Annotated in this window: 17 protein-coding genes; 7 read left to right on the top strand and 10 right to left on the bottom strand. The window is 65.7% G+C overall.

The window, feature by feature from the left end:
- The first annotated feature begins 73 nt into the window (after window positions 1-73).
- Window positions 74-745, top strand: a complete 672-nt coding sequence (locus B3547_RS06675) for a response regulator transcription factor (RefSeq protein ID WP_124809329.1) — start codon at window positions 74-76, stop codon at window positions 743-745.
- 82 nt (window positions 746-827) lie between these two features.
- On the opposite strand, the gene B3547_RS06670 is transcribed toward B3547_RS06675, so the two are convergent.
- Together B3547_RS06670 and B3547_RS06665 are read right to left on the bottom strand one after the other, a co-directional pair.
- Window positions 828-3,479: a TonB-dependent receptor gene (locus tag B3547_RS06670; RefSeq protein WP_292961417.1), complete on the bottom strand. Its 2,652-nt coding sequence runs from the start codon at window positions 3,477-3,479 to the stop codon at window positions 828-830.
- Between the two features lie 36 nt (window positions 3,480-3,515).
- Entirely contained in the window at window positions 3,516-5,144 is a 1,629-nt protein-coding gene (locus tag B3547_RS06665; RefSeq protein WP_292961415.1) for a tetratricopeptide repeat-containing sulfotransferase family protein, read from the bottom strand.
- A gap of 75 nt (window positions 5,145-5,219) precedes the next feature.
- Here B3547_RS06665 and B3547_RS06660 point away from each other — a divergent pair, with 75 nt between their 5' ends.
- Window positions 5,220-6,506 carry an amino acid permease gene (locus B3547_RS06660; RefSeq protein WP_292961413.1) on the top strand — a complete coding sequence of 429 codons (1,287 nt, stop codon included), beginning with the start codon at window positions 5,220-5,222 and terminating at the stop codon, window positions 6,504-6,506.
- A gap of 26 nt (window positions 6,507-6,532) precedes the next feature.
- Window positions 6,533-6,679: a hypothetical protein gene (locus tag B3547_RS06655; protein WP_292961411.1), complete on the top strand. Its 147-nt coding sequence runs from the start codon at window positions 6,533-6,535 to the stop codon at window positions 6,677-6,679.
- A gap of 18 nt (window positions 6,680-6,697) precedes the next feature.
- On the opposite strand, the gene B3547_RS06650 is transcribed toward B3547_RS06655, so the two are convergent.
- Both B3547_RS06650 and B3547_RS06645 read right to left on the bottom strand, forming a co-directional pair.
- A complete protein-coding gene (locus tag B3547_RS06650) occupies window positions 6,698-8,311 on the bottom strand; it encodes a phytoene desaturase family protein (protein WP_292961409.1) in 1,614 nt (537 codons plus the stop codon).
- A gap of 120 nt (window positions 8,312-8,431) precedes the next feature.
- Window positions 8,432-9,613 carry an aromatic ring-hydroxylating oxygenase subunit alpha gene (locus B3547_RS06645; protein WP_292961407.1) on the bottom strand — a complete coding sequence of 394 codons (1,182 nt, stop codon included), beginning with the start codon at window positions 9,611-9,613 and terminating at the stop codon, window positions 8,432-8,434.
- Between the two features lie 108 nt (window positions 9,614-9,721).
- On the opposite strand from B3547_RS06645, the gene B3547_RS06640 reads away from it, so the two are divergent.
- Entirely contained in the window at window positions 9,722-10,336 is a 615-nt protein-coding gene (locus tag B3547_RS06640) for a TetR family transcriptional regulator C-terminal domain-containing protein (RefSeq protein WP_292961405.1), read from the top strand.
- A gap of 16 nt (window positions 10,337-10,352) precedes the next feature.
- On the opposite strand, the gene B3547_RS06635 is transcribed toward B3547_RS06640, so the two are convergent.
- From B3547_RS06635 to B3547_RS06610, 6 genes are all read right to left on the bottom strand, one after another.
- On the bottom strand, window positions 10,353-11,765 hold the full coding sequence (locus B3547_RS06635; protein ID WP_292961403.1) for a M20/M25/M40 family metallo-hydrolase: 1,413 nt from the start codon (window positions 11,763-11,765) through the stop codon (window positions 10,353-10,355).
- Between the two features lie 135 nt (window positions 11,766-11,900).
- Complete coding sequence (locus B3547_RS06630; protein WP_124809336.1) at window positions 11,901-12,755, bottom strand: p-hydroxycinnamoyl CoA hydratase/lyase; 855 nt, start codon at window positions 12,753-12,755, stop codon at window positions 11,901-11,903.
- A gap of 45 nt (window positions 12,756-12,800) precedes the next feature.
- On the bottom strand, window positions 12,801-14,201 hold the full coding sequence (locus B3547_RS06625) for an aldehyde dehydrogenase (RefSeq protein ID WP_292961400.1): 1,401 nt from the start codon (window positions 14,199-14,201) through the stop codon (window positions 12,801-12,803).
- A gap of 399 nt (window positions 14,202-14,600) precedes the next feature.
- Window positions 14,601-15,584: an NADPH:quinone oxidoreductase family protein gene (locus tag B3547_RS06620; RefSeq protein ID WP_292961435.1), complete on the bottom strand. Its 984-nt coding sequence runs from the start codon at window positions 15,582-15,584 to the stop codon at window positions 14,601-14,603.
- Window positions 15,585-16,199: 615 nt separating this feature from the next.
- A complete protein-coding gene (locus tag B3547_RS06615; RefSeq protein ID WP_125953965.1) occupies window positions 16,200-17,120 on the bottom strand; it encodes a response regulator in 921 nt (306 codons plus the stop codon).
- 1 nt (window position 17,121) lies between these two features.
- Window positions 17,122-18,699 carry an ATP-binding protein gene (locus B3547_RS06610; protein WP_292961395.1) on the bottom strand — a complete coding sequence of 526 codons (1,578 nt, stop codon included), beginning with the start codon at window positions 18,697-18,699 and terminating at the stop codon, window positions 17,122-17,124.
- Between the two features lie 370 nt (window positions 18,700-19,069).
- On the opposite strand from B3547_RS06610, the gene B3547_RS06605 reads away from it, so the two are divergent.
- The 3 genes from B3547_RS06605 to glgP form a co-directional block, all read left to right on the top strand.
- The gene (locus B3547_RS06605) at window positions 19,070-19,249 is read left to right on the top strand and encodes a hypothetical protein (protein WP_194918562.1); all 180 of its coding nucleotides are present in this window, start codon (window positions 19,070-19,072) and stop codon (window positions 19,247-19,249) included.
- Window positions 19,250-19,551: 302 nt separating this feature from the next.
- On the top strand, window positions 19,552-21,588 hold the full coding sequence (locus tag B3547_RS06600; RefSeq protein WP_292961392.1) for a TonB-dependent receptor plug domain-containing protein: 2,037 nt from the start codon (window positions 19,552-19,554) through the stop codon (window positions 21,586-21,588).
- Between the two features lie 430 nt (window positions 21,589-22,018).
- Window positions 22,019-23,673: glycogen/starch/alpha-glucan family phosphorylase (gene glgP, locus B3547_RS06595; RefSeq protein WP_292961390.1), on the top strand; the 1,655-nt coding region annotated here is incomplete at its 3' end.

The following is a 23,673-nucleotide window of genomic DNA, read 5'->3' as shown; positions in this document are numbered from 1 at the left end:
GGTTTTCGTCATATCGTCACTCAGCCGTCACATAGCTGCATCAGATAGGCGCCATCCATAGCGGATGGGGCCAATGCGTCAGATCGACATCCTCCTCACCGGCACGCTCGCCGGCGGACACGACAGCTTCCTGCACGACGATCTGCGGGTCGTTTTCCACGCGTGGAAATGGTCGTCCCCGCCGCCGCTGCTCGATGGGCGCCCGTGGGCCTTCGTGGACTGGGTGCTGCCCGAGATGTCGGGCCTGGAGCTGTGCCGCCGGCTGCGCGCCGATCCGCAGACCGAAGCCGCGCATGTCACGATGATCCTGGAGGAAGACGATGCCGAGGCCAAGCGCCGCGCGTTGCGCGCCGGCGCGGACGACTACATCGTCGCCCCGATCGACCGGAACACCGTGCTCGATCGCGTGCTGTCGGTCCAGTTGCCGGACCACGAGGCCCCGGCCCGCACGCTGAAGCTGGGCGACCTGACGCTGGACCTGGCGGCCTTGCAGGTGCGCTGGAAGGACAAGCCCGTCCAGCTCATGCCCAACGAGTTCCGCCTGCTGCGCTACCTGATGGAGCAGCCTGGCCACGTCTTTTCCCGCACGCAGCTGATCGCCGCGCTGGGCAAGCATGGCCAGCCTATCGACGAACGCACCGTGGACGCCTGGGTCAGCCGCCTGCGCCGCGCCCTGCGCGAAGTGGGCGCGGGCTATCCGCTGCGGACCGTCCGTTCGATGGGCTACGTCCTCGACCGGCCGTGAGGCTCGTCTCCTCGTAAAAAAACGGGCCGCTCCCGAAGAAGCGGCCCGCCCTTTTTCTGGATCGTCAGGCCCGGTCAGGCCATCAGAACTTGGCCCCGGCACGCAGACCGATGGTGCGCGGCGTGGTGGGGACGATGTATGGGCGCTGCCCGCAGCTTCCGCAGGCCTCGAAGCGCGAGAGCTCGCCCCGCTCATCGAACACGTTGGAAACATAGATTTCGAGCGAGAATGCATCCCATTCGGCGCCCGCCGCCAGGTTCATCTGGCCATAAGCCTTCAACCGGCCAAGCTGCGCTGAGGGGTTGATAACATTGCCGGAAAAGGTCTCATAGGTCGCCGTCCGCAGGTCCGACGCCGCCGAACTCTGGTAGGTTCCGTTGACCTGGCCATAGACCTTTGCCGCCCCCATGGGCACCGTATACCGCAGCGTGCCGCTACCCTTGAACTGGGGGGTCACCGGCAGGCGCGTGCCTTTCGGTGCCGACACGAGGTTCGCCTGTCCATTGGGCCCCGACGCCGTACAGGTAAACGTGGGATCGTCGAACAGGCAAAGATTCTGTCGCGTCTTCGCGTCGGCGTAAGCCGCAGCCATCGTCAACGTGAGCGGACCGCGACCAACCCCGACGTCGATATCGACGCCGCGGATACGGGCATTGGGGCCGTTGTGAATCTCCGTAAAGCTGTTCGCACCCAGATAGGCGAACTGGAACCGCTTCCAATCCTGCTGATAGATCGCGCCATTGAGACGGATCAGACCATCCGCCAGCGTCGTCTTGAAGCCGAGTTCGTAATTGGTGAGGTAATCAGGCTCATAATTCGCCACATCAGCGCGGCGATTGATGCCGCCCGGACGGAACCCGCGTGACCAGGTGGCGTAAAACATCAGGTCCTTGCTCGGCTTCCACGTCGCATTGAAACGGTAGGTGCCGCCACTGCCCTTGGCATGGACGGGATTCACCGATCCCGTGCTGTAGTTATAAACCCCGAGGTTGGTGCAGGGGCTGCCATCGACGGCGGCGGGCAGCAACGATGGCGTGGGATTGCCGGCAAGTTGCGCGTCACGCAGGCGCAGCCCGCCTGGTGTGAAGCAACCAGCGACGCCGGTCCGCGTCGAATATACCGCGTTCGGCGGCACCGAATTGCTGCTGGATGCCTGATCGAAGGCCGGGTTACGACCAAATCCGAAGAAGCCGATCAGCGAATTGTCGTACATGAATGCACGACCGCCCGCGGTCAGCGTAACGTTGGGCGCGATATCATAGCTCAGTTCGCCAAACGCAGCGAGATCCCGATCCACGCGGTACTGCTGGGTCAGCCACAGAGTGCCCGGCATACCGTTGACCGACAGGTCCGGGGCAAGACCATTGACCTGGTAGTCCTGGTGAATCTGGTTGGACTGCCGTTGATAGAAAAGCCCCGCCACCACGCGCACCGGCTCGCTACTGGGCGAGGCGAGGCGCAATTCATGGCTCATCTTCTTGAAGTGGTCGGTCCCCACAATCCGCTGACGTGGGTCGATGGTTTTCCCGGTGCTGTCCTGGAAAAAGAAATAGCCCGCGTTGCCCCCTACCGAGGAGTAAAGCGAGTCATACGCTTCGGCGTAGTCGGTGTAATCGCTCGACTGGATATCCTTCCGGTCCAGATAGGCGCCAGCATAGGTCACATCCCAGTTGCCGAGCTTGCCTTCGATCGTCAGCGCGGCCTGGATGAATTTGTCGCTGCGATACTCCGGCAGAAAATGCTGCACCTGAAGATCGCCCACGCGCGGATCGAAGCCATACGAGCCGTGGCTCTTGGTTTCCTGGTACATGACGGCCGGCGTTACCGTCCAGTTGTCGTCCAGATCAACCTTCAACGCCGCGCGCCCACCATAGACCTCGGTATCGTTGTAGTTCTTTTTGACGAACTGCTTGTTGTCCACCGCAATGCCCCCATTCTTGGCGGGCGGGCAGCCAAACGGATTGGTTTCCGGCAGGAAAGAGCGGCAGCCTGCCACGTTATCGATGAAACCGGCATCGCGCTCGTAGAAGCCGACCACACGCAGCGCAGCGCGTTGCGAAAGCGGCAGGTTCAGCATGCCTTCGATCTTGCCGCCCTGGCCGCCCTTGTGAACGGTGTTCACCTCCCCATCGATGCTGCCATAGAAGCCGCTGGTATCAGGCTTGTTGGTGATGATGCGGATCGTGCCCGCTTCCGACGAAGCACCATAGAGCGTGCCCTGGGGACCAGACAGGCTTTCGATACGGGCGATGTCATAGATGTGAACGTCGAGGTTGCCGCCGATCGTCGTCACCGGCTGTTCGTCGAGATAGACGCCGACCGAGGGCAGCGATCCCGAATGGTTGCCGTCCCCGCCCGAAGCCACGCCGCGCATGTATACCACGTTGGTGCCCGGCGTGCCGCCCAGCGCCTGGAACGTCACCGACGGCAATTGCTGCACATAATCGGTGAACTTGGTGACGTTGAGCTGCTCCAGCTTCTGCGTGCCCAGTGCCTGGATCGCGATCGGCACGTTCTGGAGATTCTCGCTGCGCTTCTGCGCGGTCACGATGATGACGTTGGGATCGCTGTTTTCGGCCGCGGACTGCGGTGTTTCCTGCGCAAAAACAGAGGAGGATGCGAGAGCCGATCCGGCCAGAAGCGCGAGCCGGGAGAAGCTACGAAAACCTGCACTCATGATGGAACCGCCCTGATCTGATGCGTTATGACTGCGGTTTGTGACGCGCAGCAACATAACGTCAAGATCGTTGCAATTCGCAACTATCGTTCGTTACCGACCGTGGCCAAATTGCAACGATGCCGGCACTTGCGGATAACGCGTGAGAACATCCCCCAGCGCATCCCGCAACGGCGCCAGAAACGGCTCGAACGGCTTCCATGCCCCGGTGCCGTCACGATAGATCGGCTGGCGCACCTGCTCCGAACTGGCCGTCCGCACGGGGCGCGCGGTTTCGTGAAAGGCCAGGCAGGCTTCCTCGAAAGGCAGGCCGCAGGCCGCCAGAAGCGCACGCACCTCGGCTTCGGTATCGTCGACCATGCGTTCGTAGATCACGCGGTGGACATGCCCCGGCAGCACCCGATCGATATGCGCCATCAGCCGCACATAGTCGCGATAATAGCGCCCCATGTCGGCAAGATCGTAGCTGAAGCCCTGACCGCGCGCGAAATGCTGCTTGAAGTTGGAGAAGCAGCAACCGAGTGGATGCCGCCGCGCATCGATGATGCGGGCACGGGGCAATATCAGCCGTATCAGCGGCACATGCACCCAGTTGTTAGGCATCTTGTCGATGAAGATCGGCCGGGCCGTATGCCGCTGGACGCGCGTCCGCTCGATATACTGTTCGCCCATCTCGCGCAGTTGCGCGGCGGGCAGCGCGGACAGCCCTTCCGGATAATCCGCGACATCCCGCGCCAGCAGCGCGATATCGGGCAGCTCGCTGGTCCCCTCCACCTGGCTGTGGCTGGCGAGAATCTGCTCGACCAGCGTGGAGCCGGAACGCGGCATGCCCACGACGAAGATGGGATCGGCCGCTTCCGCCCCCGCGCCGTCAAATGCCGCGAACAGAGCCGGCGTGGCGGTCGCGATCATGGCGTCCACCTTTCGCTCGGTCTCGTCGGCGCGATAGGGAATACGCGCGCGCCGCCGCGCGTTTCCCGCAGCATAGCTTGCGAAGGCCGCTTCCACCTCACCCCGGTCTTCGAGAGCCTTGCCCAGCGCGAATTCGAGGTGCCACGCATCCTCCTCGGCGATGCCCGGCGCTTCACGCGCCGCCCGCATCGTGGCGATGTCCTGATCGGTGAAGCGCACGGTCTTGAGGTTGGCGAGGCTCCACCACGCTTCGCCGAGCGTGGGTGAAAAGTCGAGCGCACGCCGGTAGGCGGCGATACCGTCCGCCTGACGTCCTACCGTCTTGAGCATGTGGCCATAGCTCATCCACACGCGCGGCTGGTCGGGCGCCTGCTTCAGCACCAGTTCGTAAAGCGCCAGCGCCTCGTCGAATTCGCCGATGCGACCGAACGCCGCGGCCTGCAGATTGGCGTGCCCGGGATTGTCGGGGTCGTCCGCTGTCACGCGCTGCAGTTCGTCCAGCGCCTCGGCCGCGCGGTTGGTCCGGTACAGTACCAGCGCCAGATTTGCGCGCGCGGGTGTGAAATCCGGCGCCAGTTCAATCGCCCGGCGCAAGAGGTTTTCCGCGTCAGTGTAGCGTCCGATCCGCCCCGCCAGTTCCGCGAACATGCGGATGGCGCGGACGTCGAACGGATCTTCCTTCAGCAGCGCGCGCAACAGCGGTTCGGCTTCGTGCAGCCGGTTCTCGTTCATCGCGGCCGCCGCCGCGATCAGCCGCGGATCGTAGGACGCGGCGGGCGCGCGGCGGGAAGAAATGCCAACATTCGTCATCGCCGCATCACAAACATGCTGACGCCGCGCAATCAAGCGATAGTCTGCATTGAAACGATCTTGAGGGAATCACGGATGGGCAAGCCCGCGCGGGGGTTGGGGTTCTGGATGACGCTGGCGCTGGTCGTCGGCAACATGATCGGATCGGGCATCTATCTGCTACCGGCAACGCTGGCGCCGCTGGGCATGAACCAGCTGGCGGGCTGGGGCGTGACGCTGGCCGGCGCGCTGTGCCTGGCCGGGGCCTTCGCGCGGCTGGGCGCGCGGATGCCGCTGGCCGGCGGCCCCTATGCCTATGCCCAGGCCGCTTTCGGCCCTGCCACGGGCTTCATCACCGCCTGGAGCTACTGGACGATGATCTGGGCCGGAAACGGTGCGATCGCGGTGGCCGTGGTCAGCAATCTCAGCCTGATCTTTCCGTGGATCGGCCAGACGCCGGGCCTGCCCGCGCTGCTCGCGGTCGGCTGCGTCTGGCTGCTCACGCTGGTCAACATCAGCAGCACGCGCGCCGTGGGCGATCTCTCGATCGTGACGACAACGCTGAAGCTGGTGCCGCTCGTCGCGCTGATCGGCCTGGCGCTATGGTGGTTCGCCACCGGCGCCCCGCGCGCGGCGCAACCGCCGGTGCCGATCTCGCCCGGCGCGATCGCCAGCGCGGCCGGCCTCACCTTCTGGGGTTTCCTGGGCCTCGAATCCGCCACCGTGCCGGCCGACAAGGTGGAAAACGCCGACCGCGTCGTCCCCCGCGCGACGCTGATCGGCGTGGCGTTGACGGGCCTCGTCTATATGGGCATTTCGCTGGCCTTCGCCGCCTATATGCCCGCGCCGGAAGCCGCCGCGTCTCCCGCGCCGGTGGCTGACCTGCTGCGCAAGGCGTTCGGCGGCGGGGTGGCCGAAGTGGTGGCGCTGTTCGCGGCGATCAGCGCCTTCGGCACGCTCAACGGCTTCATCCTGCTGCAAGGCGAAGTGCCGTGGGCGATGGCGCGCGGCGGCGTGTTCCCGCGCTGGTTCGCCAAGGAAAGCAGCCGGGGCACGCCGGTCCGCTCGCACGTGGTTTCCAGCGTGCTGCTCACCATCGTCGCCCTGCTCAACTACGGCAAGGGGATGGGCGACCTGTTCCAGTTCATCGCCTCGGTCAGCCTTGCCGCCGGGATGCTGTCCTACTTCCTGTCGATGGCGGCAGCGATCCGCCTGCTGCCGGGCGAACGGCCGATGATCGCGATCGCCGCCGTCGGCGCCGCGTTCATCGTCTGGGCGGCCTGGGGCCTCGGCGCCGAAGCCTTGGGCTATGGCGCACTGTTCGTAGTGGCGGGGGTGCCGGTGTACTGGGCCGTGACGCGTGCCGAGAGCGGAGTTCCATGAAGCGCCGGTGGTGGAAGCGACTCTGGTTGCGCTACCTGTATTACTGCAAGGAACACTGGATCATTGCAGCGTCGCTTTCGCTGACTCTGCTCTGGATCCTGTGGGAAATACTCGTCGCGTTCCTGCCCTTCATCCTGCAGATCGCAATGGAAGTACTGGTCGAGGTCCTGTAGCTCCGCTTCCTTGCGCCGTCAGCCGCGGTGGAGCATCTTCCACAGCACCGAACGGTCGCGGATGATCGCGTGCGCGGCGTTGTGGCCGGGGGCGCCGGTCACGCCGCCGCCGGGGTGCGTGCCCGATCCGCACATGTAGAGCCCCTTGATCGGCGAACGGTAATCGCCATGCCCCAGCACGGGGCGCGCCGCCCACAATTGATCGAGGCTCATGTGGCCGTGGAAGATGTCGCCGCCGATCAGCCCGAACTTGCGTTCCAGATCGAGCGGCGAATGGATCTGCCGCGCGATCACCGCCGCCTTGAAATTCGGGGCATGGTCGGTGACGGTATCGATGATGTGATCGGCCACCTGTTCGCGCACGTCGTCCCATGATTGCCCATCGGGCAGTTCCGGCGCGAACTGCTGGCAGAACAGGCTGGCGACATGCGCGCCCTTGGGAGCCAGGCTGTCATCGACGGTCGACGGCAGCTTGATCTCGACAATCGGCTTCTTCGACCATCCGAACTTCTTCGCATCGTCGAACGCGGCGTCCATATAGTCCATGCCCGGCGCGATGATGATCCCGGCGGTGTGGTGTTCGGCCCGCTCCTTGCCCGGCAGCACGGTGAAGTCCGGCAGTTCGGACAGCGCGACGTTCATGCGGAACGTACCCGAACCGGTCTTGAAGTTGGCGATGCGGCGCCGGAAGTCCTCGTCGAGATCCGAACCATCGACCATCTGGCGGTACAGCAGCGCCGGGCCGACATTGGCCGCGACGATGGGAGCGTAAAGTTCCTCGCCGCCCTCCAGCTTGACCCCGGCGGCCTTGCCATTGTTGACCAGCACTTTCGCGACCGGACTTTCCAGGCTGATCTCGACGCCGGCGTCCTCGCAGGCCCGCGCCATCGCCTGCGTGATCGATCCCATGCCGCCGACCGAATGGCCCCAGGCGCCGAACTTGCCGTTCACCTCGCCGAACACATGGTGAAGCAGCACATAGGCCGAACCGGGCGTCGAAACGCCCGCGTAGTTCCCGACCACCGCATCGAACGCGAAGGCGGACTTGACGTGATCGTCCTCGTACCAGCCATCGAGGAACTCGCGCGCGGACTTGACGAAGATGTCCAGCAGATCGCGCTGCGTGGCGATGTCCATCTTCGCCAGCGGCCAGCCCTGTTGCGCCGCCGCCAGCAGCGCGCGCACGCCACCGCCGACATTGGGCGGCGATTGCAGCGCGATGTCGCGCAGCACCTGGGCCACCTTTTCCAGCGCGGCGTCGTACTTCGGATAGGCCTCGGCATCCTTCTGCGAGAAGCGGGCGAACTCCGCCTCCGTCCGCCCCGGCGCGCCGCCCAGCTTGAGGTAGGTATCGGGGAAGGGAAAGAAGTTGCTGATCGTCCGCTCGATGATGCGGAAGCCGCGATCGTGCAGCTTCATGTCGGCGATCACCTTGGGGCGCAACAGGCTGACCGTGTAGCTTGCGGTGGAATTGCGGAAGCCGGGATGGAATTCCTCGGTCACCGCCGCGCCGCCCACCACGTGCCGCCGTTCCAGTACGCGCACTTTCATGCCGGCCTTGGCGAGATAGAAAGCGCAGACGAGGCCGTTGTGGCCGCCGCCGATGATGATCGCGTCGTAGCGGTTGGTCATGTGCTGCTCCCCAATCGTGTGATGGTTGGCCCACCCTACCCCTCCCGCAAGCGGGAGGGGAACCTTGTTGCCCTTCTTTCGCCCCTCCCGCGTGCGGGAGGGGCCGGGGGTGGGCCTTGCTTACTTCCGGCTCCACCCCGCCGGCGGTGCCTTGTGCAGGCGCGCTTCGGGCACGATCGCGCGGATCTTGCGCGCGAAGCTGCGCAGGCAGACCTCGCTCGCGCCGATCGGACCGGCGCCATAGGTCTTCGAAGCCATGCCCTTCTGGATGCGCTCGATCAGCCAGGTATCCTCCTGGTTGACCACGCGGTTCACGCGCCAGTTGGCATAGCGCACCAGCTTCATCTCGCGCCGGTCGTCGGGCAGGGCGAATGCCATTTCGCGCAGGACGGTCGCGGTCGGCGATACCGGGATCCACTGCATGAAATCGATCTGATCGGCATAGATATCGAACGCGATGTTCGGCCAGAGCTTGTAGTAGAGCCAGCGCTGCCGGCTTTCGGGCGGCAGATGCGGCACGTCGGGCAGGTGCGTCTGGTAGAACCGCTCCCAGAAGTTGGCGGACGGCTTCTCCACCAGATCGCCCTTCATGCGATCTGCCCAGCCGTGGTCGGAAATCTCGTAGGAGCGGCCGAAGATTCGCGTCAGCCCGTCGTGCGCCACCGGGATGTGCAGGTTGTCGGAATAGTTGTCGCCCACGTTCTTCCAGTTCACCGCGCGTTCGCGCAGGCGCACGTCGGAAATGCGCCGCATCTCCTCGAAACGATAGGGTGCAACCTCTTCCTCGAACGGCGCCATCATTTCCGCGACGGACGGGAAGCCCCGGTCCTCCAGCCGCACGAACACGAAGCCGCGCCATACCTCCACCGAAACCGGGGCAAGGCCGTTCTCTTCCAGCTTCAGCGCCGGATAGTCCGATTTCATCGGCACGCCCGAAAGGCGCCCGTCGGTTTCGAAAACCCAGGCGTGATAGGGGCAGACGAACTTCTTCACGCACCCGGCATGGCCTTCGACCAGCCGCATCGCGCGGTGGCGGCAGACGTTGGTGAAGGCGCGGATCTGCCCATCGTCCCCGCGCACGGCCACCACGCTTTCGCCAAGGTATTCCAGCGTGCGGTATTCGCCGGGGAGCGCAATATCGCTTTCATGGCACACGATCTGCCAGGACGGGCGGAGCACCTTGTCCATTTCCAGCGCGAAATATTCGGGATCGGTGTAGAGCCAGCCCGGCAGGCTCCAATCGGCGTCGGGATCGACATCCGCGGACGAAATGCTTTCGAAGGCAGACGACAGGTCACCCATGGTTCAATCTCCGCGTTTCCCACGACATCGCAGACGCCGGTGTTCCGAATCCGCCACCGAATCCGTCCCGCCGACAGCTTGTTGAACGAACGTACAACAAAAGGTAGAATGCGCAAGATGAAAGAGCCGGCCTTCAAACGCGCCGAACCCGACGCCCGGCGGCAAAGCCTTATCGAAGCCTGCGCGCGCGTGCTGGGCCGCGTCGGCACCGCCGGCGCCAGCGTGCGCGCGATCGCGCAGGAGGCGGGCGTTTCGCCGGGCCTCGTCAACCATTACTTCGATGGTGTGGATGCGCTGGTCGCGGCGACTTACGCCCATGTCGACGGCATGGTGACCGGCGCGCTCGACGCTGCGGTGGGCGAGGCCGGACCGGATGCGCGCGACCGGCTCGACGCGTTCGTCACCGCCAGCTTCGCGCCGAGCATCGCCGACCGGCAATTGCTGGCGACCTGGGTCGCGTTCTGGGGCCTCGTCACCGCACGGCCCGACATCGCCCGCCAGCACGACGAACAGTACGCCGGTTTCCGCGAACGGCTGGAAGGCCTGCTGGCCGGCTGCGGCGTCCCCGCCAGCGAACTGCGCCGCGCCGCCATCGCGGTCACGGCGCTGGTCGACGGCCTGTGGCTCGAACTGTGCCTGTCGCCCGGCTGCTTTGCGGTGGAGGAAGCGAGCGGGATCGCCCGCCGCTTCCTCGATACGATCGTGCCGCCCCAGCCAGCCTGATGCCGGACGCGAGAGCCTACTTGCTCAGGTCGGTCAGCACGCTCAGGTAATACGTCACGCCGGGGCGGATATTGCTGAGCCGGATGCGCTCGTTGAGCCCGTGCGAAAACTCCTCCGACACCTTCCCGAACACCGGGCTGGCACCATAGCTGGGCACGCCGACATGGCGGAACCACATCGAATCCGATGCGCCCGACGATTGCGAGGGGAATACCGCCACGCCCGGATAGACCTTCGCCATCGCCTTCTCCACCGCCGCGGTGAAATCGGGCCGCATCGGCGATGCCGGGGTGGCCACCGATCCCTCGGTCACGTCGGAAAACTTGACGGCGGGCGAAGCGGCGACCTTCTCCAGTTCCGCCATGATCTCGGGCAGCGGATGTCCGGGGAAGATGCGGCAGTTGATATTGGCGGTGGCGCGTTGCGGCAGGGCGTTCAGCGCGTGACCGCCGTTGACCATCGTGGGCACGCAGGTCGTGCCGATCATGCCCACGGTCGCCGGGTTGGCGCGCAGCGTGGCGATGGCGGCTTCGTCCCTGGGGTTGGCGGCGAAGGCGCGCTTCGCGGCGGCGATCTTCGGATCGCTATCGAACTTCGCCGAGCTTTCGAAGAAGGCCTTGGTCAGCGGGTTGAGTTCCGGCGTGAAATGGTAGGCGCCGATCCGTTCCAGCGCGGTCGCCAGCTGGACGATCGCGTTTTCGGCTCGCGGCGCGGAACTGTGCCCGCCGGGGTTGGTCACTTCCAGCTTGAAATCGCCGTAAGTCTTTTCGGCGCCGTCCCAGGTCCACAGCAACGGCTTGCCGGTCGCTTCGTCCAGCAGACCGCCCCCGCCGTCGATGTTGAGCACCAGTTCGGCGTCCTTGAGGCGTTCGGCGATGATGCCGCTGGTCTTCATCGTCGTTTCCTCGTCGCCCGAGAATTCGATGATGATCGTGCGCCTGGGCTTGTAGCCTTCGCGCCGCAGTTCGATCAGCGATGCCAGCGCCAGCGCGCCGCTGAACTTCATGTCGCTGGCGCCGCGGCCATAAAGGATGCCGTCTTCCACCACCGGCCCGAACGGATCGCGCACCCAGTCGGCGCGCTTGGCCTCGACCACGTCCATGTGCCCGGAAATGACCAGCGGCTTGAGCGCGGGATCACTGCCCTTCCAGGTGGCGATCAGGTAGGCGGTGTCGTCGACCGGCGTGATCTCGATATCGCCGTCCGCCCAGCCCGCCTTGACCAGCGTGTCCTTGTAAAGCCGTGCAACCTCTATGGTCTTGTTGCCCTCGCCGCGCACCGAACGGATCGCGATGGACTTCATTGACAGGTCAAGCGCCTGCGCTTCGGCCTGCGGATGCGTCGCCTCCTTGGCAGAGGTGGAAACCGAAGCCGCGGACAGCGCCATCACGGCGGACGCGGAAACGAGAGCGGTACGGATGATGGACATGAACAAGCGACTCCTTCGGGCGCGCACGCTGGCTTCAACCGGTTGCGGAAGCAACAATTTTTCTTGCGCCCAAAACGCAGGACGCCCCGGCCGCGCAAACGGCCGGGGCGTCCATCGCTTCCGCGGGAAAGCGGATCAGCGCTTGACCTTGCTCGCGTCGAACGTGCCGAGGCCGGGCTTGAAGCTCTTTTCGTCCAGGAACTGACGGGTCGCTTCCTTGCGCGCTTCCACGCCGCCGAAGTTGTGCAGCGCTTCCTGCGCGCGGATCAGGTAATCCTGCGCGTTGTCGTAGGTCATCTCGGTCATGCGGCGCACCGCCCACTTGGTGGCGCGCAGGGCATGGCCGTCCTTCTTGCACAGCGCTTCGGCCACTTCGAGCACGCGCGCCTTGAGCTGATCGGCGGGCACCGCCTCGGTCACCAGGCCCTGTTCCGCGGCCTGCTTGCCGGTCAGGTTCTCGCCCATCATCGCATGGTACATCGCCTTGCGCAGCGGCATGAGATCGGCTGCGACCTTCGACGCGCCGCCGCCCGGCAGGATGCCCCAGTTGATTTCCGAAAGGCCGAACTGCGCGTCTTCCGCGGCGATCGCGATGTCGCAGGCGAACAGCGGGCCATAGCCGCCGCCGAAGCACCAGCCGTTGATCATCGCGATCGTCGGCTTTTCGTACCAGCGCAGGCGTTCCCACCACGAATAGGCTTCGCGCTGCGACTTGCGGATCGCTCCCAGCCCCTGCGCCTCGGTCTCGCGGAAGTATTCCTTGAGGTCCATGCCCGCGGACCAGGCATCGCCCTCGCCGGTCAGCACCAGCACCTTCACGTCATCGCGGAATTCCAGATCGGCGATCACGCGGCCCATCTGGCGATTCAGCTTGGGGCTCATGCAATTGCGCTTTTCCGGGCGGTTGAACTTCACCCAGGCGATGCCGTTCTCGACGGTGAAGGCAACGGTATCTTCTTCGGCGCGCTCGACGGCGGGCTGGTCAGCCATGTTCTTGTCCTTTCGATGGGAATGTTCGGAAGAATGTTCGGGAAATCAGATCGGGAAGTGCCCCGGCTGGGTCTCGACCGTGATCCAGCGCAGCTCCGTGAAGCTGTCGATGCCGGCCTTGCCGCCGAAACGGCCGTAGCCCGATGCGCCGACGCCGCCGAAGGGCATCTGCGCCTCGTCGTGGACCGTCGGGCCATTGACGTGGCAGATGCCCGAATGGATGCGGCGGGCGACGGACAGGCCCTTGGCGATGTCCCTGGTGAAGACGGCGGCGGACAGGCCATATTCGCTGTCGTTGGCCAGTTCGATCGCATGTTCGGTATCGCGCGCGTGGATGACGCCAACCACCGGCCCGAAGCTTTCATCGCGGAACAGCTTCATGCCTTGCGTCACGCCGTCGACCACATGCGCCGGCATCAGCACGCCCTGTTCGGTTTCCCCGCCCACGAGCAGTTCGGCGCCCTGGGCCAGCGCGTCCTCGATCAGCGCGCGGCAATGCGCAACGGTCTTGGCATCGACCACCGCGCCCAGCGGCGTGGTGCCCTGGCGCGGATCGCCCACCGGCATGGCGGCGACCTTGTCGCGGAAGCGGCGCGCGAATTCGTCCGCCACGGCATCGACCACGATGATCCGCTCCGTCGACATGCAGATCTGGCCCTGGTTCATGAACGCGCCGAACGCGGCCGCCTTCACCGCCTCGTCCAGATCGGCGTCTTCCAGCACCAGCAGGGGAGCCTTGCCGCCCAGTTCGAGCAGGCAGGGCTTGAGATGTTCGGCCGCGCGCTTGGCGATGATCTTGCCGACCGCGGTGGAACCGGTGAAGTTGATGCGCTTCACTTCCGGCGCATCGATCAGCGCGCCCACCACCTCGGCCGCATCCGCCGGCGTGTTGGTCACCACGTTGACCACGCCATCGGGGAAGCCAGCCTCGGCAAAAGCCTCGATAATCAGCGCGTGCGTGCGCGGGCAGGTCTCGCTGGCCTTCAGGATCACGGCGTTGCCGCAGGCGAGCGGCACGGCGATGGCGCGCACGCCCAGGATGATCGGCGCATTCCACGGCGCGATGCCCAGGATCACGCCCACCGGCTCGCGCAGCGCCATCGACAGGCAGCCGGGCTTGTCCGACGGAATCACCTCGCCGGCGATCTGCGTGGTCAGCGCCGCCGCCTCGCGCACCATGCTGGCGGCAAGACCAAGGTTGAACATCGCCCAGCCGGCGGTGGCGCCGATCTCGCCCATCATCGCCTCGACGAACGCATCCTTACGCGCCTCGAGCGCGGCGGCGGCTTTCATCAGCACCGCGCGCCGGGCATTCGGCCCCATCGCCGCCCATGCCGGGTAAGCCGCGCCGGCCTTCGCCGCTATGGCGGGAATATCGCCCGCTTTCATGGCTTCCGCAGTGGAGGCGACCGCGCCCGTCAGGGGGTTCAAACGTTCGAAGATCATGAGCGACTCTCCCAATATGTTATATTTCATAGCAATTGAGTCGGGGCATGGCAATGCCTCGCCGCATGTCGTGCCTGCAGGTGCGAAACCCCGCACGAAAAGCCGCGAAGTGTTCCGTTTCAGAATTGCATCGGCCGCACCGGACCGCGCGGGCCGCAATTGGCGCATACGAATGAACGCCATGTTTTAACGCTTTTTTCGCCGCGCCATTCCGGGAAATGCCTGCATTTCGGCGCCATTAAGTGCAAAAAACGCAATCGTTCCGTTAACTTTCGCACTTGCGCTGAAACGGTCTGAAACGCACATAGGGCGGGCCTTTCAGGCATCCTCTCCCAAACTATTCAGGGCCGCCCGGCAACGGAGCGGCCCTTTTTTTGCGCCCATTCCTGCCTCGCGGAATCAATCCGCGTGCGGCAACAGCACCGTGCGTCCGATGACCGTGCGGGTTTCCATCGCCTCGAAGGCCTCGCGCCAGCGCGACAGCGCAAGCGCAGCGTGAACATGCGGGCGAATGCGTCCTTCTCCGGCCAGCCTGACGATGGCCGCCACGTTTTCCTGCCCGCGATCGGGAAAGCGGCGTCCGAACTCCCCGGCGCGCACCCCCACCACCGAGAAGCCCTTGATCAGCGGAATGTTGGCACGGATGTCCGGAATCCGGCCACTGGCGAACCCGACCACCAGCAGGCGGCCGCCGAACGCAATGCAGCGCGTCGATTCGTCGAACGCATCGCCCCCGACCGGATCATAGACAAGATCGGCGCCGCGTCCGCCGGTGATGTCGAGCACGGCCTCGCGAAAGCCGACCGGGCCGGCGAGCACATGCTCCGGCGCATAGAGGTCGGCGATGCGCCGGCGCTTTTCCTCGCTGGAGGCGACGGCGATCACCCGCAGCCCTAGCGCGCGCGCCAGATCGACCGCGGCCAGCCCCACCCCGCCGGCCGCGCCGTGGATCAGCACCCATTGCCCCGGCTGCGCCGCTCCGCACCGCACCAGGGCGACCCAGGCCGTAAGATAAGCCGCCCGCAACGCGGCCGCTTCGGGGAACGACAGCGCATCGGGCATCGGCACGATCGCATCGGTGGCGTGGACGCCGAATTGCGCGCACCCCCCGGTCAAACCGCCAACGATGACCCGTGCGCCCTCCTCCCATTCCGCGCCCGAGCCCACGGCCACCACCGTCCCCGCCGCCTCCATGCCCGGCACGAACGGCAACGGCGGCTTCGCCTGATAGCCGCCGCGCGTCATCAGCAGGTCGGGAAAACCCAGCGCCGCCGCCTCGATCCGGACCAGCACCTGCCCGTCGCCCGGTTCGGGAACGGGCCTGGCGACGATGCCAAGGCCGGTCAGATCAGGCGTCAGCGTGGATACCTCAAGGGCCTGCATGGTCATCATAGCGCGCTTCTCCCACGCCCCTGATGGACGAGCGTCGTTGCGCGGGCAAGGTTGGCGGAAACCGGCTATGACGGATTTTTGCACGCTCCCCTTGTCGATCCGGACATCGCTGCATAGCTTGGTTTTCTATCCCGCACAGGGTTGCCATCGCGGCCGGTTCGAGACCGGGCGCGATTGAAAAGCATAAAAGCGTTCGCAGGAATTGGTGTTGTGGAAAGCGCCGCTGCCCCAGGGGCGGACCGCCGCTTTCAGGTCTCGCGGACCGGCGCATGATCCGGCGCGACCACCACGCCAAGCCTGCCGGACGCGGGGATCACCCGCTGGACTGCCGCCGGACTACCCTGGGTCCCGACAGGCCGACGGGCAAGGCAGGGCCGGATCGCGATCGTGTTTTCCCTTGCGATCCGGCGCTGTTTCAAAAAGGCGTTTATGCTTTCTTGCAAACTCACCATCGTCATTGCGAGGAGACGCAGTCGACGAAGCAATCCAGAGTCACGCTCAAGCCGCTCCGGGTTGCTTCGCTACGCTCGCAATGACGAACTCGTAGAGTAAAAATCTGCAAGCGACGTAATCGTCTTCAGAGCCGGGGCAAGGGCCGGCCTCCGGCTACTGGCCAATGCTCTTGATCGCGATCGCCGCCGCGGCCGCGCGGGTTTCGACGCCCAGCTTTTCGTAGATGCGCTCCAGATGCTTCTGCACCGTGCGCGGGCTGATCGACAGCACGTCGCTGATCACGTTGTTGGACTTGCCATAGCTGATCCACAGCAGCACTTCCGCCTCGCGATCGGTCAGCCCCAGCCGCGCCTGCAAACGGGCCACATCGACCTGCGGGTTCAGTTCGTTCAGGCGGATCAGCACCTCGTTTTCGCGGTACTGGGCCACCAGCACCAGTTCCAGCGCGCTGTCACCCTGCTCCAAGCGTACCGAGGCGCCGCGCGCATCCTTGCGCGTCAGCAGCCGCTCCACCGTGCTGCGCAAGGCAACGGGCAATTGCGCGTCCTCCTTGCTCCAGCCGGGTTCGACACGGTTGATCGCCTGTTCCGCCATGGGCGTACACCACAGCAGGAAGCCACGCGTGTCGGTGGCCATCATCAGGCGACCGGTGGCATCCAGTCCGGTCGTGCTGGCCTGGACCGCGCGCGCGTGGCCCATGTGGACGCGCACGCGCGCCAGCAGTTCGTGCACGTTCACCGGCTTGCGGACATAGTCCACGCCGCCCACCTCGAACCCTTCGATGACGTGTTCACTCTCGGTGAGGCCGGTCATGAAGATCACGGGCACGTGCGCGGTTTCGGGGTTTGCCTTGATGCGCGCGGTGGTCTCGAAGCCGTCCATGCCGGGCATCACCGCGTCCATCAGCACCAGATCGGGCACAACGTGGCCCAGCAGGTCCAGCGCCGCGGCGCCCGATGTCGCCACCAGCACGGTAATCCCGCCCGCTTCCAGCGTATCGGTCAGCAGGCGCAGCGAATCCGCTTCGTCATCGACGACGAGCACGGTGTCACGACGAATCGGCCGCTGATCCATGTCAGAGGCCCTCAAGGGTCTTGGCGAGACCCGACAAGTCGAACCGATCCAGACAGTTGTACAGCGCCTCGACCAGTTCGCGCGCGTCCGGCTGAGCCGCCTCAAGCTTCCTAATTTCGGCTTCCATGCCCCTTACATGCCCGATCCGCAGCAGTTCGCGCAACTTTTCAACATGTTCGCGCGCCGCTTCCGACAGCGGCAGCGCGGGAGAGCCACCCACCTCCGCCGGGGCATCCCCCTCGTATATCCACTCCAGCTTCAGGCGCGCGCCGATCGCATCGACCAGCGCCCCGAACTCGATCGGCTTCACCAGAAACAGGTCGTGATCGCGCGCGCCGGTGTCTGGCCCGTGGCGTTCATGGGCGTTGGCCGAGAGCATGATGACGCCCATCGCGTGATCCCGCGTGCGCCGCAGACGCGCCGCCACTTCCCAGCCGGACAGGCCGGGCATCGACACATCGAGCAGAACGAGATCGAACGCGCGCGCATCGCTCAGCGCCAGCGCGGTGACCCCGTCGGGGGCCAGTGTCACCTCGAACCCGATGCCTTCGAGAACCCGGCGCATCAATGCGCGCTGTTCCGGGTCGTCATCGGTCACCAGCACCGAACGGCGGTGCCCCTCGTAGCCGATCACCCTCCGCGCCGCCGCGGAGGTTTCGCGATAGCCGGCCACATGCCCCAGCATCAGCCGCACGCGGAAGCACGATCCCTGCCCCGGGGTGCTGTCAAGTTCCAGCGTCCCGCCCAGGATCTGGAGAATCGCGCGGGTGATCGCGAGGCCCAAACCCGCGCCATCCTGCGGCCGGCCGCTCTCGCCAGCGCGCTCGTAGCGGGTGAAGATGCGCTCGCGGTCCGCCTCGGCGATGCCCGGCCCCGTGTCGATCACCTCGAACACCGCCGTCTGCCCGGACCAGGCCACGCGCAGGGTCACGGTCCCGGTCTCGGTGAACTTGATCGCGTTCGACAGCAGGTTGATCAGCACCTGCCGCAGGCGCTTCTGATCGGTCCGCACGAATTCCGGCAGCCGTTCGGGCAGTTCGCAGCGGAAGGCCAGGCCCTTCACCGCCGCCGACGGCCGGAACATCGACACGATCTGGTCGATCAGCGCCGGCAGCCGCACCACTTCGCTGTTCACCCGCAACACGCCGTTTTCGACCAGCGAGATGTCCAGCAGCCCCTCGACAAGATTGGTGAGGTGTTCGGCGCTGCGCCGGATGACGCGGGCCGCTTCCTGCGGGTCGACCCCCGCTTCATGCTCCACGAGCTGGGCGTAGCCATAGATCGCGTTCAGTGGAGAGCGAATTTCATGGCTGACATTGGCCAGATAGCGGCTCTTGGCGGCATTGGCGGCCTCGGCGGCTTCCTTGTCGCGCAGCAGGTCCACCAGTTCCGGAACGGTGTCGACCGGACTGTTGACGGGCGCGGAAACCCTGCCGCTGCGCCAGCCCAGAACCGCAATGCCGGCAAGGCACAGCACGGCCAGCGCCGCGAGGACGTGAAACAGCGTCGAACCGTTCTCGAAAAGCTCGGCCCCGACGATGAGTGCAACCGCGGCCAGCGCGCAAACCGCCAGCGCCACAGCGCGGGGGGCGGGGAAGTGTCCGCCCTGCAGGAATGGCCAAGCGCCCGCGCGTGACCGCGGGCCACGCCAAGCAGCGTCAGCCCCGGACGGCAGGCGATGCGGCATCGCGTTCAAAGGTCCCTCACCCTGAACGGCGGTATGGCAGTTCCTGATCTGTCAGGGGACACGGCATTATGCGCCGGCCCCCTCCCCAACGCATCGGACATTGTACTTTATCGACCCCAGGCGCCGGGCATTGTGTGTTGCGCCATTTTGGATTGTGCATCGCAAACGCGATGAACTCAACCCCTCCCGAACAGATTCAGGACGATTGTACGAAATCGGGACCGGGCACAAAAATGCCCGATCGCGCGGAGGTTCAGATCAGATGATCACGCTGCAGGCGCTGGAGCAGCCGGATCGCGACGGAATGGCGAATCGCCTTTCCTTCCCGCAGCTTAACCCACGTATTCAGGCCGATTCCGAAGTTCGCCTGGATCACTTCGGGCTTCTGGCAGTGGATCACCGACGCCATCCGAGCAACGACATCGGGCTCGACATGGGTTAGCCTTTGAGCGGACATATTTCCTCGCACAGTGTTACGATCTGGCAAAAGAGTATTATGAGATAGAGCATTCAACATACGTCATTTGCCGAATGCTCAACCGCCGCGACTCGCCCTAGTGAGTGGAAGTTTCCGCACCGCACCATGCCAGAGCGGGCCGCAGGCGCCCGCAAAATGCCCTCCGCAGCGCGAATCCGGCTGGCGAAACGCCCGCATTCGGCTAGGCGTGCCGACGCGCCTTTCCCGGTGCCCCGGGAGGTCTTCGTCCCGCGGGTTCCCGGAACCAAGAGGAGTTGAGTTCGCCCATGCGGCCGTTTGCCCGCCCTGCCCTTGTCTTGCCGCTTGCCGCACTCCTGCCAACCATCGCCCAGGCGCAGGAGGCCCCCGCCGATGCGTCGCAAGGTCCGGCGCAGGCGATCGTCGTCACCGGTCGCGGACTGATCGATGCGCCCGCCACCGCGGCCTACGACGTCCAGCAGATCGACCGCGAAAAGCTGCTGCTCGCGGCATCGGGCCGGATCGAGGACGCGCTGTCCTCGGCGGCGGGCTTCCAGCAGTTCCGCCGTTCCGACAGCCGCTCGTCCAACCCGTCATCGCAAGGGGTCACGCTGCGCGCGCTGGGCGGCAACGCCACCAGCCGCACGCTCGTCCTGCTCGATGGCGTACCGATGGCGGACCCGTTTTTCGGCTATATCCCGTTGAGCGCCATCGCGCCCGAGCGGCTGGCCTCGGCGCGCGTCACACGCGGGGGCGGCGCGGGCGCGTTCGGTGCGGGCGCGGTGGCGGGCACGATCGAACTGAGCAGCGCGAATGCCGATCAGCTCGGCCTCGTCAGCGCCAGCGCGCTGGCCAACGATCGGGGCGAGACGGAAACATCCGGCACCTTCGCGCCGAAGCTGGGTCAGGGCTTCGTCGTCGTCAGCGGTCGCTGGGATCGCGGCCAGGGCTTCTGGACCACCCCGGTGGCGCAGCGCGTGCCCGCCAGCGTGCGGGCGCGGTATGAAAGCTGGTCGGCCGGCATCCGCGGCGTCGCGCCGGTCGGTCCCGATACCGAGCTTCAAGTCCGTCTGCTGGCCTTCGAGGACAACCGCACCCTCCGCTTCGCTGGCGCGGACACGGGATCGAGCGGGCAGGACGCCAGCCTGCGCCTGATCGGGCGGGGGCGCTGGCAGTTCGATGTCCTCACCTACGTTCAGGCGCGCGATTTCAACAATATCGCCATCAGCTCCACCAGCTATCGCAAGACGCTGGACCAGCGCCGCACCCCCACAACCGGATGGGGCGGCAAGGCCGAACTGCGCCCGCCGGTGGGCGGCGCGCACGTGCTGCGGCTGGGCACGGACTGGCGCGTGGCATCGGGCGAAGGGATCGAGGATGCTTATAACGCGACGACGGGCGCGGTCACCGCGCGTCGCCGCGCCGGCGGGCGCAACAGCGATGTCGGGCTGTTCGCCGAAGACGACTGGACGCTTGGCCCGGTGATCCTCACCGCCGGGGCACGGGCGGACCGCTGGACCATTGCCGACGGGCATCTCGTCACCAGCAACGCGGCGGGCGTGGTCACCGGCACTGCGACGTATGCCGACCGCGCGGGATGGACCGGCAGTTTCCGGGGCGGCGCGGTGATCCATGCGGGCCATGGCCTTGCGCTGCGCGCCGCCGCCTACACCGGGCTGCGCCAGCCGACGCTGAACGAACTCTATCGCACCTTCACCGTGTTTCCCATCGTGACACAGGCCAACCCCGGCCTGCGCAACGAACGGCTGGTCGGCTATCAGGCCGGCTTCGATTTCAACCCGATTCCGGCCGTGACCTTCACGTTTACCGCCTTCCAAGATCGGGTGGAGCACGCCATCGCCAATGTAACGGTCGCCACCAACACCCGCCAGCGCCAGAACGTCGATGCCATCCGCGCGCGCGGGCTGGAGCTGGGCACGTCGGTCAAGCTGGGGCAGTTCGCGTTCGACGGATCGCTGGCACTCACCGACGCCAAGGTCGAAGCCAGCGGCGCGGCATTCGCGCTCAATGGGCTGCGCCCCGCGCAGACGCCGAAGATCGCCGCCAGCGGCACGCTTTCATGGCAGCCCGCCCCGCGCTGGACGCTGGCGATGACGCTGCGCCATGTCGGCGCGCAATACGAGGACGATCTCCAGACCGACACGCTGAAAGCCGCGACGACACTGGACGCCTTCGTCCGCGTGCCACTGGCGGGGCCGTTCAGCCTGATCCTGCGCGGGGAGAACCTGACCGATGCCGAGATCGTGACCCGCAACGCCGCCGGTTCGATCGATCTTGGCACGCCGCGCACGGTCTGGGCGGGGCTGCGCGTCGACATCCGCTGAACGCGCGCAGACGTATTTCCCGCGCCGCATGGGCAGACATAGCCCATGCGGCCGCGTAGGGGGATCATGACGACAAGATCCGCGCCGGCAGCGCCGCCGGCCCGAACGGGAGTGGGGGCATGAAAGCGAAGCGCTGCGCCACGGCCGGACCCGGTCTTGCACGCACCACAATGGCTCAATTTTTTGCACCGCAGCATTATCGCGCCTTGTCGAACCGTGGTCCTCTGTCATACCCATCGATTCGGGAGAGCCTTCTGCGGGGGAAGCACCCCGGACGGTACGGCGAAAACCGGAGGCAATCCGGAACGGGCGTGCTCCGGCGCAAGTCGGTCGGGGGGCCGGTGTCAGAGAAAGGCCGGGATAACATGCCCGGTCGGACGGACGTTTGCGTCATGCCGGTCGGCCGGGCCTTCAGGGTGGAGCTTGTTCCATGAGCCTCGAGATCACTTCCACGGCTGCCGAGATCGACGCCCATATCATCGATGTGCTGCGCCATCGCGTCGGCAAGGACGAACGCGCCGCCAAGCCGCACGACTGGTTCACCGCCACCGTGCTCACGCTGCGCGACCACGTGATCGACCGCTGGATGGAATCGACCCGCAAGACCTATGCCGAAAGCGGCAAGCGGGTCTATTATCTCAGCCTCGAATTCCTGATCGGCCGCTTGCTGCGTGACGCGCTGTCCAACATGGGCATGACGCGCGACATGGAAAAGGCGCTGCGCGAACACGGTCTGGACCTGGCCGCGCTGGAGGATCTGGAGCCGGACGCGGCGCTGGGCAACGGCGGGCTTGGCCGCCTGGCCGCGTGCTTCATGGAAAGCCTCGCCAGCCTCGACATCCCGGCCTACGGCTATGGCATCCGCTACAAGAACGGCATGTTCCGCCAGCGCATCGACGATGGCTGGCAGGTCGAGCTGCCGGAAACCTGGCTGAGCCACGGCAATCCATGGGAATTCGACCGGCGCGAAAGTTCCTACCGCATCGGCTTCGGCGGCGAGGTCGTGGACGATGGCGAAGGCGTGGTGTGGAAGCCGGCCGAACAGATCGAAGCCTATGCCATCGATACGCCGGTGGTGGGGTACAAGGGCAAGCGCGTGAACACGCTGCGCCTGTGGACCGCCGCCGCGCTCGATCCGATCCGGCTGGACCGGTTCAACGCCGGCGACCACGTGGGCGCGTTGGTGGAAGAAGCCCGCGCCGATGCGCTGGTGCGCGTGCTGTACCCCGCCGATTCCACCGCCGCCGGGCAGGAACTGCGGCTGCGGCAGGAGTTCTTCTTCACCTCCGCCTCGATCCAGGACATCGTGCGCCGCCACGCGCAATACAACGGCGACGTGCGCACCCTGCCCGACAAGGCGGCGATCCAGCTCAACGATACGCACCCCGCCGTTGCGGTCGCGGAAATCATGCGCCTGCTGCTCGACGAACACGGGCTTGAATTCAACGAGGCGTGGGACGTCACCAAGCGTACGGTCGGCTACACCAACCACACGCTGCTGCCCGAAGCGCTCGAATCCTGGCCGCTGCCGCTGTTCGAACGGTTGCTGCCGCGCCACATGCAGATCATCTACGCGATCAATTCGCGCGTGCTGCGCGAAGCGCGCAAGGCCGGGCTGGACGATGGCGCGATTTCGGCGATCAGCCTGATCGACGAAGGCGGCGAACGGCGCGTGCGCATGGCGAACCTTGCCTTCAGCGGCGCGCACAGCGTCAACGGCGTGGCCGCGCTGCACACCGAACTGATGAAGAGCACGGTCTTTTCCGACCTGCATAAGCTCTATCCCGATCGCATCAACAACAAGACCAACGGCGTCACCCCGCGCCGCTGGCTGCAGCAATGCAACCCCGGCCTGGTCTCCGTGCTGAAGGACGCCATCGGCGACGGCTTCCTCGATGACGCGGAAAAGCTGGTCGAACTGAACGCGCTGGCGGACGACAAGCTGCTGGGCGAGCGCATCGCGGAAGTGAAACGGTCGAACAAGGTGGCGCTGGCCACGCACATCAAGGCGATCACCGGCGTCCGGCTCGATCCCGATGCACTGTTCGACGTCCACATCAAGCGCATCCACGAATACAAGCGCCA

The organism is Novosphingobium sp. UBA1939 (assembly GCF_002336885.1).
Classification (GTDB): domain Bacteria; phylum Pseudomonadota; class Alphaproteobacteria; order Sphingomonadales; family Sphingomonadaceae; genus Novosphingobium.
Note: the sequence above shows the minus strand (reverse complement) of the source record. Positions and strands in the feature narration are given on the sequence as shown.

Coding starts and splice junctions, on each gene's coding strand:
- B3547_RS06675 (WP_124809329.1), top strand. CDS start 74: ATGCGTCAGATCGACATCCTCCTCACCGGCACGCTCGCCGGCGGACAC.
- B3547_RS06670 (WP_292961417.1), bottom strand. CDS start 3,479: ATGTTGCTGCGCGTCACAAACCGCAGTCATAACGCATCAGATCAGGGC.
- B3547_RS06665 (WP_292961415.1), bottom strand. CDS start 5,144: ATGACGAATGTTGGCATTTCTTCCCGCCGCGCGCCCGCCGCGTCCTAC.
- B3547_RS06660 (WP_292961413.1), top strand. CDS start 5,220: ATGGGCAAGCCCGCGCGGGGGTTGGGGTTCTGGATGACGCTGGCGCTG.
- B3547_RS06650 (WP_292961409.1), bottom strand. CDS start 8,311: ATGACCAACCGCTACGACGCGATCATCATCGGCGGCGGCCACAACGGC.
- B3547_RS06645 (WP_292961407.1), bottom strand. CDS start 9,613: ATGGGTGACCTGTCGTCTGCCTTCGAAAGCATTTCGTCCGCGGATGTC.
- B3547_RS06640 (WP_292961405.1), top strand. CDS start 9,722: ATGCGCAAGATGAAAGAGCCGGCCTTCAAACGCGCCGAACCCGACGCC.
- B3547_RS06635 (WP_292961403.1), bottom strand. CDS start 11,765: ATGTCCATCATCCGTACCGCTCTCGTTTCCGCGTCCGCCGTGATGGCG.
- B3547_RS06630 (WP_124809336.1), bottom strand. CDS start 12,755: ATGGCTGACCAGCCCGCCGTCGAGCGCGCCGAAGAAGATACCGTTGCC.
- B3547_RS06625 (WP_292961400.1), bottom strand. CDS start 14,201: ATGATCTTCGAACGTTTGAACCCCCTGACGGGCGCGGTCGCCTCCACT.
- B3547_RS06620 (WP_292961435.1), bottom strand. CDS start 15,584: ATGCAGGCCCTTGAGGTATCCACGCTGACGCCTGATCTGACCGGCCTT.
- B3547_RS06615 (WP_125953965.1), bottom strand. CDS start 17,120: ATGGATCAGCGGCCGATTCGTCGTGACACCGTGCTCGTCGTCGATGAC.
- B3547_RS06605 (WP_194918562.1), top strand. CDS start 19,070: ATGATCACGCTGCAGGCGCTGGAGCAGCCGGATCGCGACGGAATGGCG.
- B3547_RS06600 (WP_292961392.1), top strand. CDS start 19,552: ATGCGGCCGTTTGCCCGCCCTGCCCTTGTCTTGCCGCTTGCCGCACTC.